The organism is Mucilaginibacter sp. NFR10, assembly GCF_900100445.1.
In the GTDB taxonomy this organism is placed as follows: domain Bacteria; phylum Bacteroidota; class Bacteroidia; order Sphingobacteriales; family Sphingobacteriaceae; genus Mucilaginibacter; species Mucilaginibacter rubeus.
In genome coordinates, this window is the sequence record NZ_FMTV01000003.1 from 665,195 (window position 1) to 682,168 (window position 16,974).

Genomic DNA, 16,974 nt, shown 5'->3' on the forward strand with positions numbered 1-16,974 from the left:
ATTTAGGTCCAGAAAACTCCCACCCCGTTGTCGAGGGGGCACGACAACGGGGTAAAACTGATCCTTAATTTTTAATCACTAACTACTCTATTCCGTTTTCAAACTTTTTACCGGGTTCATTGAAGCTGCTTTTATACTTTGATAACTTACGGTGAGCAGCGTTATGACGATAGCTCCTATTGCGGTGAGGCCAAATATCCACCATGATAAATCGGCCCGGTATTTATAATCCTGCAGCCAGCCCTGCATAAAGTAATAAGCTGTTGGTATGGCTATCAATAATGATACCGATACCAGAAGCACAAATTCCTTCGACATTAATTGCCATAGGCTGAATATTGAAGCACCCAGCACTTTGCGTACACCAATCTCCTTAGTACGCTGTTCGGCCATGAATGATGCCATACCAAACAAGCCCATGCAGCTGATAAAAATGGCAAGCAGCGTAAAGAAGCCGGCCAGCTTGCCAATGCGCTCTTCGTTGGTGAATTTACGGGCATACTCTTCGTCGGTAAACTTATATTCGAACGGGCTGCCGGGCGCATATTGTTTAAAAACTGACTCAATTTTGGCAATAGCGTCGTGGGCGCTCATTTTGGGGTTTAAACGGATATCCACAAGCCCGCCCGGATCATTATCCAGCACAAATATCGATGACTTAACCGGCTCATATGGCGACGACATCACCATATCCTTTACCACGCCTATGATCTTGAATTTTTTGCCCCAGTCGATTGTTTCGCCTACAGCGTGCTTAAAATTCATGAAACGGGCGGCAGTTTCGTTTACAATCATGCTTGACGAATCGCCTGCATTGTTGCGTTCAAAATCGCGCCCTTCAATTAACTTCCACTGGGCAACCTTGCCAAACTCCGGACTAAGGGTTATCGTGGCGAAGTCATCCTGTAAACCGGCAGGTTTTCCCCGCCAGTTTAAGCCGCTGTTATTGGAGTACACAGCAGTAAGCGGGCTACCAGACTCGGCAATTTCAATAATAGCCCCCGATTTAAGCAGATCGTTCCTTACGGCTTCAAAATGTTTATGAATTTCATCGGTACGCATATCTATCTGTACCAACCCCGTACGTTCATAACCGATAGGCCTGTTTTTGGTGAACTGCACCTGCCTGAACACGATGATAGTGCCGATGATTAGCGTAACCGACACAGCAAACTGCAGTACCACCAGTATTTTACGCGGCACTGCTGCATAGCGGCCGGCCTTGAATGTACCCTTCAAAACCTTAACCGGTTGAAAGGACGACAGATAAAATGCCGGGTAACTACCGGCAATTAGCCCTGTGATAATGCTGAAACTTAAACCCAGCAGCCAGAAAACCGCGTTGCCCCAAAGGATGTGCATGGTTTTATCGGCCACGCCATTGAACCACGATAGCGTGAGCTGCGCCAGTAAAACCGAAATTAAAAATGCGAACAACGCTAATATTACCGACTCGATAAAGAACTGGCTGATCAGCTGGCTCCTTAACGAGCCCACCGTTTTACGAATCCCCACTTCCTTGGCACGTTTCTCACTACGGGCGGTACTCAGGTTCATGAAATTGATACAGGCCAGCATCAGCACAAACACGCCGATAATACCAAACATCCATACAAATTTGATATCGCCGCCAACATTAAAGCCATCTTTAAAGCTCGAGTAAAGGTGCCATTTACTCATTGGATGCAGAAATACTACCGGTTTAAAGCTGGCGCCAACGTCGTCTCCCTGCGCTTTAATCGCACGCAGTTTAAGATCTTTGATCTCGGCCGATACTTTTTTGGCGTTGATACCAGGCTTCAGCTGAGCAAAAATTTGCCAGGAGTTATTGCCCCAACGTGTTTCGGCCCGTTTTAACCAGGCGGCGGTAGTCATATATAAATCCCATGGCGCTATGAAACCCAGCTCGCGAAACTCGGAATTATGCGGCATGTCTTCATAAACGCCGGTCACTTTAACATTCCATACATTATCTATTTTGATGGTTTTAAGCATCGGATCGGTATCACCAAACAAGGCCTTGGCCAATGTTGCCGAAAGTAAAACAGATGATGGATCTTTCAAACCATCACGTGTGCCCTTCAGCATTTTTAAAGTAAGCAGATCAGGCGCTTCGGCCTGCATGTAGCTTCCCTCCTTAGTCAGCTTTTTTTCTCCATAGGCCATGATGTGCCCATAGTTCCAGGAGGAGAGCACCACGTATTTAAAATCGTGCTTATAGTCGTTCCGCAACTTATAACCCAGAGGTATAGGCATAGCCGTTTGCGAGCCCGTTACTCCATTGAATGTTTGATTTTGCCAAACCTGAACTATTCGGTCGTAATTATCGAAGTTTTTATTGTACGATAACTCGTCCCATATCCACAGGCCAATAAGCATAGCTACTGCCATACCTACCGACAGGCCTGTAATATTGATAAGCGTATGTGCCTTGTTCTTAACAAGATTTCGCCACGCAACGGTTAAATAGTTTTTAAACATTTACCCCTCCTAACCTCCCCAAAGGGGAGGGATCTTTGATTTGATTATTAATTTATTAGCCCTCTCCTTTGGAGAGGGTTGGGTGAGGTCTTACTCACTCCTCAAATTCTTCACCGGGTTGGCCAGCGCCGCTTTTATGGCGTGGTAGCTAACCGTTAATAAAGTGATTACCACGGCGCCAACTCCTGATGCCGCGAAGATCCACCAGGTTATGGTTGATCGGTACTCATACCTGTGCAGCCAGTTGTTCATATAATAATACGTTGTTGGTATAGCGATAAACAGTGAAATGGTAACAAGCACAACAAACTCTGTAGAAAGTAACCGCCACAGGTTAGCTACCGATGCACCGAGCACCTTGCGCACGCCAATTTCTTTGATACGCTGCTCGGCTACAAACGAAGCCAGACCAAATAAGCCAAGGCATGATATAAATATAGCCAATACTGCAAAGATGGTGGCAAGGTTACCTATGCGCTGCTCATCCGAAAACTTGTGCGCATATTCATCGTCATTAAACTTAAAATCGAAGGGGCTACCTGGGTTATACTTTTTAAATACCGGTTCAATTTTTTTAAGTGCCTCCTGCATTGGCATGGTTGGTTTAACCCTCAGCGTTATGAAATTAACCCAGCCCGGTAACATCATAAATACCGTAGCTACAGTTTTTTTGTAAGGCGATTCCATCACCATATCCTTCACCACGCCCGTAATAACATGATCCTGTTTATTCCACCTGATCACTTTGCCCACCGGGTTTTTAATACCACTCATTTTCACTGCCGATTCGTTGAGGATAAAGGCACCGGTATCTGTTGGGAAGTTTCTTGAAAAATCGCGGCCCTGGATAATTTTCCAGCCTACAGTATGCCCAAAATCATAAGTTATAGCAACGGTACCAAAAGTGGGGTCGAAGCCTGCGGGCTTGCCCTCCCAATCGAACCCACCATTATTTGCCCAAATCTCTGTAGTAGTACTGTTTGATTCGGCCATATCCTCAACCGCGCCAGTTTGGATCAGGTCGTTACGCATGGTTTCATAATGGCCGTAAATCTCAGGGGTCTTCATTTCGATAGAAAGCAAGCCCGCGCGTGAATAACCAACCGGCCTGTCTTTAGCATACTGGATTTGCCTGAACACAACGATAGTACCTATAATCAGCGCTATGGATACCGTAAACTGCACAACAACCAAAACCTTACGCGGCAGAGACGCAAAACGGCCGACCTTGAAAGTGCCCTTTAAAACCTTCACCGGCTCAAATGATGAAAGGTAAAATGCCGGATAACTGCCTGCTATGACGCCTGTAAACAAGGTAAAACCCAAAGCCAGGAGCCAAAACCAAACATTGCCAAATGGCATATTTATTTGTTTATCAGCAATATGATTAAATGATGGCAGCGCAACCAAAACTATACCCAGTGTAACTACCAGCGCCAAACAGGCAAATATTACCGATTCGCTCAAAAACTGATTGATGAGCTGTGAGCGCATGGAGCCGATAGACTTTCTGATCCCCACTTCCTTAGCACGTTTCTCACTTCGGGCGGTACTCAGGTTCATGAAATTGATACAGGCCAGTAACAATACAAATACCCCGATAATACCAAACAGCCAAACCATTTCAATAAGTCCGCCAACAGGTTTGCTGTTTTTAAAATCGCTGTACAGGTGCCATTTGCTCATGGGGTGCACCTGTATACTTTCATCATTCATCTTGAAATGTGGCTTGGTAATGTTTCTGATCTTAGCCGATACTTTATCAAAATCCACGTTATCGGCCAGCTGAACAAACAATGAACAGCCATGATTGTCCCATGCTCCCGTTTGCGTGCCCCACCAGTTGTTTTTATTAAAAAAGGGCATCAGGAACTTTGTTTCATAAAATGAAGTATTGCGTGGCAGGTCTTCATATACGCCGATAACTTTTAAGTTTGTTTTATTATCAGCTTTGATAGTTTTATTGACCGGGTCGGCATTGCCAAACAGCGCTTTGGCAATTGATTGAGATATAACTATTGATGAAGGATCCCTAAACTCGGTATAACTGCCTTTTACCATTTTCAACGCAAGCATGGCCGGCAAATCACCCTCGGCCCAGGCCCCAATTTGTGATATCTTTTTATCACCTACCGAAAGAATATGCGCCCCACCCCAAAAAAGCGAAGTATGTTTAAAATCGCTGGCATACTTAGTGCGCAATTCGGCACTCAGCGGCACCACGGTCGATCGAAAAGTAGGCGTTTCGCCATTTGCCGTTTGTGTAACCATAATCTGCCCCATGCGATTGTAGGTGCTATGGTACTTATCAAACGATAGCTCGTCCCAGATCCAAAGACCGATAAGCATGGCCACTGCCATCCCCACCGATAAACCCGCAATGTTAATAAAGGCATGCACCTTGTTTTTAACAATATTACGGAACGCGATTTTGATGTAATTCTTTAACATGATTATAGTTCATTGGTTCACTTGTTCATTGGTGGCCTATCATTTAGTCATTGCCGGAGGATAACCGCATGCTAAGCAAATAGGCTCTGTATAGTATGCGGTTGCTTCATCGCTCTTCACAATGAGATAAAATATTATTTCTTAACTCCGAAATCGAACATCCGAAATCCGATATCAAATTATTCCGACCTCAAACTTTTTATCGGGTTGATCAGCGCTGCTTTAATACTTTGGAAACTTACAGTTGCCAGCGCTATCAAAATAATTAACGTGCCCGATAGTCCAAACATCCACCATTGTACCTGTGTACGGTAAGCATAACCCTGCAGCCATTTTGAAGCAGCATACCAGGCTATTGGTGAAGCAATAAGTAAGGCGATTACTACCAGTAACATAAACTCCGATGATAAAAGCCTGAACAACGAGCCTACACTCGCGCCCAGTACCTTGCGGATGCCTATCTCCTTTACGCGCTGCTCGGCTGTGAACATGGCTAAACCAAGCAAGCCAAGACATGATATAAAGATGGCTAAAAAGGCAAATGCATCTGATAGCTTACCAATTACCTGCTCGTTCTGGTACAACTTCTGGTATTCCTCATCCGAAAAATTATAATTGAACGGGAAGGCCGGATTTAGCTGTTTGCACAACTTTTCCATGCTGGCCAGTGCTTCGCGGGTTTTGCCGGGCTGCGTACGTAACAGGATACTGCCATAGTTTTCGTTTTCGGCACATCTTAACACCAATGGTTTAATTTCTTCATGCATGGAGTTAAAATGAAAATCTTTGATTACACCTACAATTTTGCCATGTTTGCCCCAAAAAGTCAGCGGCTGGCCTATTGGGTTTTTATACCCTATCCTTTTCAGCGCGGCTTCGTTAAGAATATAGCCAACAGAATCCGTCGGGAAGTCTTTCGAAAAATCGCGACCCTGCAATACTTTGATCTTCATAGTTTTCACAAAATCGTATCCTACCGATGCCTGGGTGAACTGGATATTAACATTGGGATCCTTACCTATCCAGTCAACACCGCCAGTTCCATTCTGGATATTGGTTGGCGTAGTGGTGATCCGGGTAATTGATTGCACGCCGGGCATTCTCAAAGCCTCTTGCTTAACAGTGCTGTATTTGGCTGTCAAATCACCTTCAAGCGGAATATAAACCAGATTTTCGCGGTCATACCCTAAATTTTTCGACTGGATAAAATTCATCTGTCCCGATATAACTATAGTACCGGTAATCAGCACAATTGATAGTACAAACTGAAACACCACCAACCCTTTACGGAACAAAGTGGTACCGGTATCAAGCTTCAGTGCTCCTTTGAGCACTTTAACCGGATTGAACGACGACAGGAATAAAGCCGGATAACTCCCCGATACTAAACCGGTTACAAACGTAACTACCCCAAGTTTAAACCAAAAAGCAGCATCATAAAAGGGCAATTCAATTTGCTTTTGGGTTACCTCGTTAAACAACGGCAACAACAGTACAAGCAATATCAGGGAAACCAAAACCGAAAGTGCGGTAATGAGCATCGACTCGGCAATAAACTGGCCTATTAAAGCCGAACGCACGGCACCTACTACCTTGCGTACCCCAATCTCTTTAGCCCGCTTAACCGAGCGAGCTGTAGTTAAGTTCATGAAGTTGATACAGGCTATCAACAAAATAAACACCGCCACTATGCTGAAAATACGTACATATTCAATACGCCCTCCTACAATTTTTCCATCTTCAAAATTGCCCCGCAGGTAAGTATCGCTATAACGCATCATCCCAAGGTCGATGATAAAAGTTGATGTTTTACGGTTTGTACCATTATAAGAATCTAAAAAATGAGGGATCTTTTTGGCAAACTTCACCGGGTCGGCATCAGGGCGAAGCATAATAACAGCGGCTGGCCCCTGGTTACCCCAGTCGCGCGCCCAGGTGTTTTCATCCAAAAAGTTATACCAGTTCATCACAAAATCAAACTTTTGCGAGCTGTTATTCGGCATGTCCTCATATACAGCAGTAACTGTAAAATCTTTAGCGTTTTCATAGCGGATTGTTTTACCAATGGCTGCCTCTGCGCTGCCAAAAAACCGGTTAGCCATTTTACGTGAGATGGACAAGCTCTTTGGGGTATTTAATGCAGTTTTGGCCGAACCCTGAAGCAGTTTATAACTAAAGATGTTAAAATAATCTTCGCCGGCGGAGGTACCGCCAATCTTTAATATTTTATCGCCTACCTGGAAGGTATTCCATTGGTCGAAACCCATATTTGCACCGTACTGTACTTCCGGGAATACTTTTTTCATCTCTTCGGTAGTACGGCCCGGAGTATTGTAACTACCATGCAGCTTATGATCGTATTTTTGTAACTCATAAACTGCATAGATCCGCGACCCATTTTTAAACCACGAATCCATATCCAGTTCATTCTGCACCCAAAGCATGATCAGCAGGCTGCACACCAAACCTACCGAAAGCCCCGCAGCATTAATAAATGCATGCGTTTTATTACGCAGCAAGTTACGCCAGGCTACTTTTAAATAGTTTTTTATCATATGCTTAGTTCATTTACTTTATATCATTGGGTCATCAGCCATTAAGTCATTTTTAACTCAATGACCTGATGACGCGAAGCAAATGACGGAATGACTTTCGTCACTCCGCCTTCAAGCTCTTCACAGGGTTCATTCTTGCAGCTTTTATGGCTTGTGTGCTTACCGTTAGCAGGGCTATTACCATAGCCAGCACACCGGCCAGGGCAAACATCCACCAGCTTATAGTTACCCGGTATTCAAATGCCTGCAGCCATTTGCTCATGCCCCACCATGCTATCGGCGTGGATATTACAAGGGCTATCAGCACCAGTTGTACAAAATCTTTCGACAATAACTGCACAATACCCGTTACACTGGCGCCGAGCACCTTACGTACACCTATTTCCTTACTGCGCTGTTCGGCACTGAAAGCTGCCAGGCCAAACAGGCCAAGGCAGGATATCACTATCGCCATCAGCGTAAAGGCATTAATAATTTGCGACAAGGTAACTTCAGTTTCATACTGCTTTTGCACCTCGGTATCTAAGAAAGAATATTCAAATGGTGCGTCGGCTATGTCTTTACGCCACAGCGCTTCCATTTTGCCCAGCAGCGATTTATAGTTTTTGCTATCTGTTGATACCACCATCACATTAAACTGCCTCGGATCATTACGGTAAACCAGCATAAACGGCTTTACTTCCATATGCAGGGAGTTGTAATTAAAGTCCTTCATTACCCCGGCCACTTCAACAAAGGTTACCGGGTCCGGATCATATTGGGTATACAATCGTGTACCCGGAGCAGTCTGCGGGTTTAGTCCCAGGCGCTTACATAAGGTTTCATTAATGAGTACCCGGGTAGTATCCCCTATCCGGAAGTCCCGGCCGGCAATTATTTTAATACCATTGGCTTTGGCAAAAAACTCATCGGTATTAATATTTTGTGCATCGATGGCGGTGGTCATATTGCCCCCTGCCGTGTAAACTCCGTGATCATGCGGTACAAACTGGCTCAGGTAATTATCAGCATTGCTAACGGTCTTAACTTCGGCCAGTTGCCTTAAATCATTTGCAAAATTTTTCATTTTGCCCTGCGTGGTATTGGTATAAAAATTAAAGATGAGCTTTTGATTTTGGTCGAAGCCAAGATCTTTATTCTTTACGAAATTGAGCTGGCTGTAGATCACAATAATGCCTGTTATAAGCACAATCGACAGCACAAACTGAAATACTACCAATGATTTACGGATCCCTGCCGCCGAAATATGACTGGTAAAATTCCCTTTGATCACCTTGATAGCCTTAAACGCCGACAGGTAAAATGCAGGATAGCTTCCGGCCACAAAACCAGTAACCACAACTATGCCCATCAGCATTAGCCAAAGCCTATAATTGCTAAAAAACGATAAATGAATATCTGTATGGGTTACCTGATTTAAATATGGTAGCAGCAATACGAGTAATGGTAACGCTATGGCTACGCCCATGAGGGTCAGCATAAACGATTCGCCTAAAAACTGCTTCATCAAATCGCCCTGGCCCGCTCCTATTACCTTGCGTACGCCAACCTCTTTGGCACGTTTGGATGCCCGCGCTGTTGATAGGTTCATGAAGTTGATACAAGCCACTACTTGTATCAGTACAGCTACCAGTATCATAATGTACAGGAATGCAGGATCAAGTGTTTTGGTTAGCTCATGCTCATGTCCTGGCGTTGTATGAATGGTAGTTACAGGCTGCAGGTGCAGCGCCTTTTTCATGCCGATGGCCTTCAGTTGGTCGGCACCGTATTTATTTAAAAAGTCCGGAAGCTTTTTTTCCAGCGCGGCAGCGCTGGCATTGGGACGTAGTTTTACATAAGCGTATAAAAAGTTATTCCCGGCCCAGGCGGTATTCCTCCTTACATACTCGCCCAAACCGCCGCTGTTCATGGCCATAAACATACTGGCATGAAGGTGCGACCGGCCGGCACTTTCGTCAACAACCCCCATAACCTTAAAATCATGCTTACCGAATGAATTGTCGATAGAGATCATTTTGCCTATAGCATTTTCTCCCCCGAAAAGCTTATCAGCAACCGGTTTCAACAATACAATACTATAAGGTTCGGAGAGTACCTTATTAGCATTACCGCTAACAAAATGAAAGTTGAACACATCAAAAAAAGTAGAATCGACATAAGCCGCATCCTGCTGATAAAATGATTTTTCTTTGTAGCGCAAAAGGTGCTGCTTTGCCCCAAAACCTTCGGTAGTAACTAACCGGGTAAACTGCAAAACCTCGCCAAAATCATTTTTCATGGCCGGCGCTATTGGCGGCGAGCTTGCCGCGCCATCATGCTTATCACCCGTGAGCTCAAGCGTTGTGGTAATACGGTACAGGTCTTTAACATCTTTGTGTTGCTTATCATAACTGTACTGATCCTGCACATAAAGCAAAATATAAAGGCAACACAGTGTACCTGTAGCCAATCCCACTATATTAATTAAACTAAAGGTTTTGTTTTTCAACAAAAACCGCCATGCCGTTTTTAAATAACTTTTAATCATTTTATTAGTTCATTTGTTCAATGGTTCATTATAGTGCTTTCAAACATGTCATTGCGAGCGTAGCGTGGCAATCGCACGGAAGCATCGCCGCTCTGTATAACGTGCGATTGCTTCGTCGTCCCTCCTCGCAATGACATATTTTATATTCCAAAATCAACCTAACCTCTAATCTCCAACCTCTAACCGCTCTACTCCGCTTTCAAGCTCTTTACCGGGTTCATTAACGCGGCTTTAATGCTTTGATAGCTTACCGTAGCAAGGGCTATCATAATTGCGGCCACCCCCGCCAGCGCAAACATCCACCAGCTAAGCTGTACGCGATAGGTAAAATCCTGCAGCCATTGGGTCATTGCATAATAGGCTATAGGCGTTGCTATCACAATGGCAATAAATACCAGTTTTACAAAATTCATGGATAACATTGCAGTGATATTGCCAATAGTAGCGCCTAATACCTTGCGGATCCCTATTTCCTTGCTGCGCTGCTCGGCCATGAAAGCAGCCAGGGCAAACAGACCGAGACAAGCAATCATGATAGCCAGTACCGCAAAACTTGTGAAAATACGCCCCATACGCTGTACATCGGCATACATGCTGGCAAAACGCTCGTCCATAAAAGTGTATCTAATGGGCTGGTTTGGTGCAAACTGTTTCCAGGTTGCAGTGATTTGGTCGAGCGCTTTTTTTACATCACCGGCTTTTATTTTTACCGATACTATCGATTCGCTTGAGCTTAAATGCATCACCAATGGCTCGATACCGTCGCGCATCGAGTTAAAATTAAAATCCTGCACCACGCCGATAATTGTTTTACCCGGGCCATAGTTAACTATCTTTTTCCCTATCGGATTTTTAAGTCCGAGTTTGTTGGCCATCATTTGGTTAATGATCACCGCCTGCGAGTCGGCTTTCATATCGGGAATAAAGTCGCGGCCAGCCACCAGTTTAATGCCCAGTGTTTTGAGATAATCATGATCCACATCCCAAAACTGACCACCTACAGTAGGATCTATTTTTTCTCTTCCCTCAATAAAAAATTGGTTGCCATTACGCTTAGTGCCCGAAACCGGTAAAAAATCGCTGATTGATGCACTTTTAACTGTGGATAGTTTCAGCAATTCGCTTTTAAATGGTTTCACCTGATTATCAAGCGTATTGGTACCTTGTATCATCACCACCTGATCTTTCTCAAAACCTACTTTTTTGTTAAGCAGGTATTGCATCTGGTTATAAATAACCACCGTACTGATGATGAGGATAATAGATGTAGCAAACTGGAAAACCACCAGCACATTACGCAATACCGAACTTTTACTTCCGGTACTTAAATTGCCTTTAAGCACTTCGGCTGGTTTAAAGCCCGAGAGGTAAAACGCAGGATAAATGCCCGCCAAAATGCCAATTAAGAATGCCGCCGCCAGCACTACCGGCACTAACCACCAAACCGCCCACGGCATAGTAAGCGATTTGGACGCCAGCGTATTAAAATATGGCAGTAGTACCCAGGCCAGGATCAGGCCTAATACAAACGAGAAAAAGCTATACAATAATGATTCGGCCAAAAACTGCCTTATCAAACCACTTCGCTGCGAGCCAACTACTTTACGTAACCCAACCTCTTTGGCCCTGTTAGCCGATTTGGCTGTAGAAAGGTTAATAAAATTGATACAGGCAATCACCAAAATAAAACCGGCCACCGCGCCAAACAACCACACGAAACGGATATCCCCGTGCGACATGCCATCATGAATATCGTACGAGCGTAAATTGATATCCTGTACATTTTGAACCACTAAATTAAAAATGCTCATTACCCTGCTGGCGCGTTTATCGCCATTATGTGTCATGCTGGGGATGTAATAATTTTTCAGGATGCCATCATTTACCTTTTTATTAAACTGTGCTATGTTGGTGCCGGGTTTCAGCGCCATGTATATATGATAATTATTGGCATCCCAGGTTGCCTGTTCGCCATTCCAGAACTCAACACCGGCAAGGGTGATAAAGAACTTAAAATCGTGCAGATGCGAATTACCGGGGATATCCTGCATTACCGCGGCTATTTTAAAAGGTTTAGTTTTGTTATTGTTTAGGTACATTACCTTACCTACCGGGTTTTGACCGGGGAAGTATTTATCTGCCTTGCTTTTTGAAATCACCATACTCAATGGCTCGCTCAAGGCATGTTTTGAATCGCCGTAAACCATGGGCAGGTTCAAAATATCTATCAGGCCCTGATCTGCATAGGCAAAACCTTCTTCGTGGGTATTATCAGCCTGGTCTGCACGCTTTAACTCATTGGCGCCGGCACCCCAAAAAAGTGAATTTGGCATTAAACGACCTGATTTCTCTACTTCCGGATAGTCCTGTTTAATCACTTTGGCCATCACCGAAGGCCAATCAACACCTTTTTCATCTACCGAGCCATCGTGGTAATGCCCAAGCAAACGGTAAACATTAGCTGCATTAGGGTAGCTTCTATCAAAACTCAACTCATCGCGAATGTACAGAGCAATTAGCAGGCAGGCCGCAATACTAAACGCAAAGCCGCCAATTTTAATAACGGCATACATTTTTTGCTTGCGTAACTGTCTTAAAGCGACCTTTAAATAATTTTTGATCATGGCGGTGCTATTTAAAAACGGACTATGTTGTTTTAATTTTTCAGTACTGTTATAATTAGCCTGCATGGTTTTCTCAGGTTTAACCCGAGAGGGTGTTTCAACTGCAACCGCTGGTTGTCCTGTACCCTCCATATCTTTGATCTTTGCCTGGATCTTACCAAACAAAACCGAACCGTCACTCTTTGGCTTTTCCTCTCCATCATCCCACCATTTCGACATTAACCTTAGCTGGCTATGCAGCTCCGGGTTTTCGGCCAGCAAAGCGTTTAGCTCCTGCAACTCCTTTTCCGAAGCTTCATTAGCCAATTTCTTTGAAGCAAGGCTCCAAATGTGGTCATCCAAGTTCATCTCTCAAACGGGCGTTAGTTTATCAAAGGCAGTGCACAACTGTTATTTTCGAATAAAACATGTGCCATTTATACAAAAATCTGTATATCAAATATTTATACAAAAACACCCGTTATTACTGTACGATAGCGTACATCTGGTGTCCGGTTTTAAGCAGAGTCATTCCTTAGCCTGAGCAGGCATGATAACACCAGCCACAACTGAACAGCTTTAACCAATCTTTGGTGTTACCCCCTCTTTAATTAAAAAGCTTATTTTCAATTATTTATTCAATAAAAATACGAATTGTGTTAACCCTGTTAACTCCCAAGCCATCCGGTTTAAACTCACAATTTCTCTACTCTCCCGTAACATAATCCTATCCCGTGCGTCATAGGTGATTTACGCACAAAACATTTTGGCTGGCAGGGTGTATATTTGAAAATTAACTATCCTTAACAGCTTGTAAAAAGCAAACTTTTTGTACTACATATGACTGATCGCAAATTAATTACAAAACTCATGCTGTCGTGTGTGCTTACCACAGCTATGGCAACCGCTTACGGGCAGCAAACCCCTCCGCCAGAAAACCCGGCATTAAAAATCTACCGGGCCGTACCAACCAAAATCAACGATCTTATCCACACCAAACTTGATGTTCGTTTCGATTACAAAAAACGTTACCTGTACGGTAAGGAATGGGTTACTTTGAAACCTCACTTTTATCCAACTGACAGCTTAAGGCTCGACGCTAAAGGCATGGACCTTAAAAACATCTCGGTGGTAAAAAATGGAAAAAACGTCCCGCTTAAATTTACTTACCAGGACAGCCTTTCAGTAGCTATTAAACTGGATAAAGTATATCACAACAACGAAAGTTATACCATTTACATTGATTATACCGCCAAGCCCAATGAGCTGAAAGCAAAAGGCAGTGCAGCTATCAATGACGCTAAAGGCTTATATTTCATCAATCCCGACGGTACGGAAAAAGATAAGCCAACCCAGATCTGGACCCAGGGCGAAACCGAGAGCTCATCGGCGTGGTTTCCTACCATTGATAAGCCAAGCCAAAAAACTACCGAAGAGATCACGATGACCGTTCCGGCAAAATATGTAACCCTATCAAACGGTAAACTGACTGCTCAAAAAACTAATGCCGATGGAACCCGTACCGATACCTGGAAACAGGAGTTGCCGCACTCGCCATATCTGTTTATGATGGCCGTTGGCGATTTCAAGATCTATAAAGACAAGTGGAAAGATAAAGAAGTAAGCTACTACCTGGAGCCTAAATATGCGCCTTATGCCAAAGAGATCTTTGGTTTCACGCCCGAAGCTATCGACTTTTATTCGAAAACTTTAGGTGTTGATTTTCCATGGGTTAAATACTCACAAATTGTAGTACGCGACTACGTAAGCGGTGCTATGGAAAATACATCGGCTACCCTTCATGGCGATTACGTACAGGCTACCCACCGTGAGTTGATAGATGCTAATTTCAACAACGGCCGCAGCACCATTGTTCACGAACTGTTTCATCAATGGTTTGGCGATTATGTTACTGCCGAAAGCTGGAGCAACCTTACCGTAAACGAATCATTTGCCAACTTTAGCGAAACCATTTGGGCCGAACATAAATACGGCAAAGACGAAGCCGATGCGCATAACTATGCGGATATGCAATCATATTTAAGATCGCAGGGAGCCAGTACCAAAAACCTGGTACGCTTTTATTACGCAGATAAAGAGGACGTTTTTGACGCCGTAACCTACCAAAAAGGCGGCCGCATCCTGAACATGCTCCGCAATTATTTAGGCGATGCCGCATTTTATAAAGGCCTTAATATCTACCTTAAAACTAACGCCTTCAAAAACGGCGAAGCACAACAGTTACGTTTAGCATTTGAGGAGGCCAGCGGCCAGGACCTTAACTGGTATTTTAACCAATGGTATTATGGCGCCGGTCACCCGATACTGAATATCAGCTACAAATGGGACGAGGCAACTAAAACCGAAACCGTTTACCTGAAACAAACACAGGATGGCCAAACCTTTAAACTGCCAATGGCTATTGATATTTACCAGGGCGGTAAAAAAGTGCGCCGTAAAGAGTGGATGAATGACAAGGTAGATTCTATCAGCTACCAACTGACCGGCAAACCTGATTTGGTGAATGTTGATGCCGATAAAATCCTGTTAACCAAGAAAACTGACAATAAAACAATTGACGAGTTTTCATTCCAGTATTTCAACGCCCCTAATTACCTTGATCGTTACGAAGCGATAGAAGCTGCTGCATCAGATCAAACCCGTCCGCAAGCACAAAAGATTTTGATTGCTGCTTTAAAGGATAAGTATTATGGACTGCGCATTAAAACCATCAGGGCATTAAACCTCACTAAAGATGATGTGCGCAATGCAGCCCAGCCAATATTGATCGCATTAGCTCAAGCCGATAATAACACGCTTGTAAAAGCAGCTGCTATTACAGCATTAGGCAAATTGAAAGCAAGCGGTAATATGACTTTGTTTACCCAATCCATATCGAGCGAATCATACGCTGTACAGGGCGCTGCCTTAAACGCCATAGCACAACTTGACCCGGCCAAGGCATTAAGCTTAGCCAAAGGTCTTGAAAAAGACAACAAAGGCGCGTTAACTGCCGCTATCATGACTTTATATACAACTAATGGTAATGATGCTGAATGGCCATTTGTTTACCATGCGTTTACCGAGGCTGGGATTCAGGAAAAGTTCAATTCCCTTAAAAACTTTGCTGACATGACGGCCAAAGTGAATAAGCCCGAGTACGCTCAACAAGGTATTGAAGAGCTTAAAAATGCCGGCATTAAATTTAAGGTTTACGGAGCAGCACCATTTATAGTAACCCAACTGGAAGGTATCAAAACCTCGCGTGCTACTATGAAAGACGATGCATCGGCAAAAGCTGCTGACGATGCTATCAAGGCTGTGAATGATGCCAAATAAGCAGAAAGCTAAAGGCTTAAAGCTAAAAGCTTTATAGCTTTGTGCATTCACCCTGAATACAAAAGGCCGCCTTTGTTAAGAGCGGCCTTTTGTATTTAGCGTAAAGCGATGTGGTTGAGCTTAAGGCCTAAAGCTAAAAGCGTTTTGAGTGTTAGCGTTATTAGCTTTGAGCTTTTTGAGTTCGGCTTTAAGCCTTCTGCTTTTAGCTTAAATTACTTTACCAGCGTACCAATATCTTCGCCTTTGGCAATTTTCATAAAGTTACCTTCCTTGTTCATATCAAATACAATGATAGGTAGCTTGTTTTCCTGGCAAAGGGTTATGGCGGTCATATCCATTACATTCAGGCCTTTATCATATACTTCCTGGAAGGTAATCTCGTCGTAACGGGTTGCACTTGGGTCTTTCTCCGGGTCGGCAGTGTAGATGCCGTCAACACGGGTACCTTTTAATACCACATCAGCTTTAATTTCAATGGCGCGTAATGAAGCGGCAGTATCAGTAGTAAAGTAAGGGTTACCAGTACCGGCACCAAAGATCACGATCTTGCCCATTTCCAGGTGGTGCATAGCGCGGCGACGGATATAAGGCTCACAGATCTGTTCCATTTTAATGGCCGATTGCAGACGGGTTTCCACACCAATGCTTTCTAAAGCATTTTGCAGCGCCATACAGTTAATCACTGTTGCAAGCATACCCATATAATCGGCCTGCGCACGTTCCATACCCGATTTTTCAGCACTTAATCCCCTGAAAATATTACCGCCTCCAACAACTACCGCAATCTCGATACCGGCATCATAAACGTTTTTAATGTCATGAGCATACTGCAAAACCTGGTTGTTATCAATACCATATTGCCTTGCGCCCATCAGCGATTCGCCCGAAAGTTTCAGTAATATTCTTTTGTATTTCATTTGGTGTGATTTGCTAATAATAGAAAAAGATGAAACCTGCTTTTGTTTATATCAAGAATTGATAAAGCTCTGTTCATACGGGAGTAGTTCGCCAAAAA

Annotated in this window: 7 protein-coding genes; 1 reads left to right on the forward strand and 6 read right to left on the reverse strand. The window is 43.8% G+C overall.

Annotation, left to right across the window (positions count from 1 at the left end; translation table 11 throughout):
- Positions 1-87: 87 nt before the first annotated feature.
- The 5 genes from BLP33_RS14110 to BLP33_RS14130 all read right to left on the reverse strand — a co-directional run bounded on the left by BLP33_RS14110 (position 88) and on the right by BLP33_RS14130 (position 12,989).
- On the reverse strand, positions 88-2,481 hold the full coding sequence (locus BLP33_RS14110; RefSeq protein ID WP_090529462.1) for an ABC transporter permease: 2,394 nt from the start codon (positions 2,479-2,481) through the stop codon (positions 88-90).
- 90 nt (positions 2,482-2,571) lie between these two features.
- Positions 2,572-4,932, reverse strand: coding sequence for an ABC transporter permease (locus tag BLP33_RS14115; protein ID WP_090529465.1), 2,361 nt, complete (start codon positions 4,930-4,932; stop codon positions 2,572-2,574).
- A gap of 179 nt (positions 4,933-5,111) precedes the next feature.
- The gene (locus BLP33_RS14120; RefSeq protein WP_090529468.1) at positions 5,112-7,487 is read right to left on the reverse strand and encodes an ABC transporter permease; all 2,376 of its coding nucleotides are present in this window, start codon (positions 7,485-7,487) and stop codon (positions 5,112-5,114) included.
- Between the two features lie 100 nt (positions 7,488-7,587).
- Positions 7,588-10,017, reverse strand: a complete 2,430-nt coding sequence (locus BLP33_RS14125; RefSeq protein WP_090529471.1) for an ABC transporter permease — start codon at positions 10,015-10,017, stop codon at positions 7,588-7,590.
- 188 nt (positions 10,018-10,205) lie between these two features.
- The gene (locus BLP33_RS14130; protein WP_254780135.1) at positions 10,206-12,989 is read right to left on the reverse strand and encodes an ABC transporter permease; all 2,784 of its coding nucleotides are present in this window, start codon (positions 12,987-12,989) and stop codon (positions 10,206-10,208) included.
- 471 nt (positions 12,990-13,460) lie between these two features.
- Here BLP33_RS14130 and BLP33_RS14135 point away from each other — a divergent pair, with 471 nt between their 5' ends.
- Entirely contained in the window at positions 13,461-15,959 is a 2,499-nt protein-coding gene (locus BLP33_RS14135) for a M1 family metallopeptidase (RefSeq protein WP_254780137.1), read from the forward strand.
- Between the two features lie 212 nt (positions 15,960-16,171).
- Here BLP33_RS14135 and pyrH read toward each other — a convergent pair whose 3' ends face one another.
- On the reverse strand, positions 16,172-16,876 hold the full coding sequence (gene pyrH / locus BLP33_RS14140; RefSeq protein WP_090529473.1) for a UMP kinase: 705 nt from the start codon (positions 16,874-16,876) through the stop codon (positions 16,172-16,174).
- Positions 16,877-16,974 lie beyond the last annotated feature (98 nt).

Excerpts from the sequence above, each read along its gene's own strand:
- BLP33_RS14110 (WP_090529462.1), bottom strand. The coding sequence starts at position 2,481 with ATGTTTAAAAACTATTTAACCGTTGCGTGGCGAAATCTTGTTAAGAAC.
- BLP33_RS14115 (WP_090529465.1), bottom strand. The coding sequence starts at position 4,932 with ATGTTAAAGAATTACATCAAAATCGCGTTCCGTAATATTGTTAAAAAC.
- BLP33_RS14120 (WP_090529468.1), bottom strand. The coding sequence starts at position 7,487 with ATGATAAAAAACTATTTAAAAGTAGCCTGGCGTAACTTGCTGCGTAAT.
- BLP33_RS14125 (WP_090529471.1), bottom strand. The coding sequence starts at position 10,017 with ATGATTAAAAGTTATTTAAAAACGGCATGGCGGTTTTTGTTGAAAAAC.
- BLP33_RS14130 (WP_254780135.1), bottom strand. The coding sequence starts at position 12,989 with ATGAACTTGGATGACCACATTTGGAGCCTTGCTTCAAAGAAATTGGCT.
- BLP33_RS14135 (WP_254780137.1), top strand. The coding sequence starts at position 13,461 with ATGACTGATCGCAAATTAATTACAAAACTCATGCTGTCGTGTGTGCTT.
- pyrH (WP_090529473.1), bottom strand. The coding sequence starts at position 16,876 with ATGAAATACAAAAGAATATTACTGAAACTTTCGGGCGAATCGCTGATG.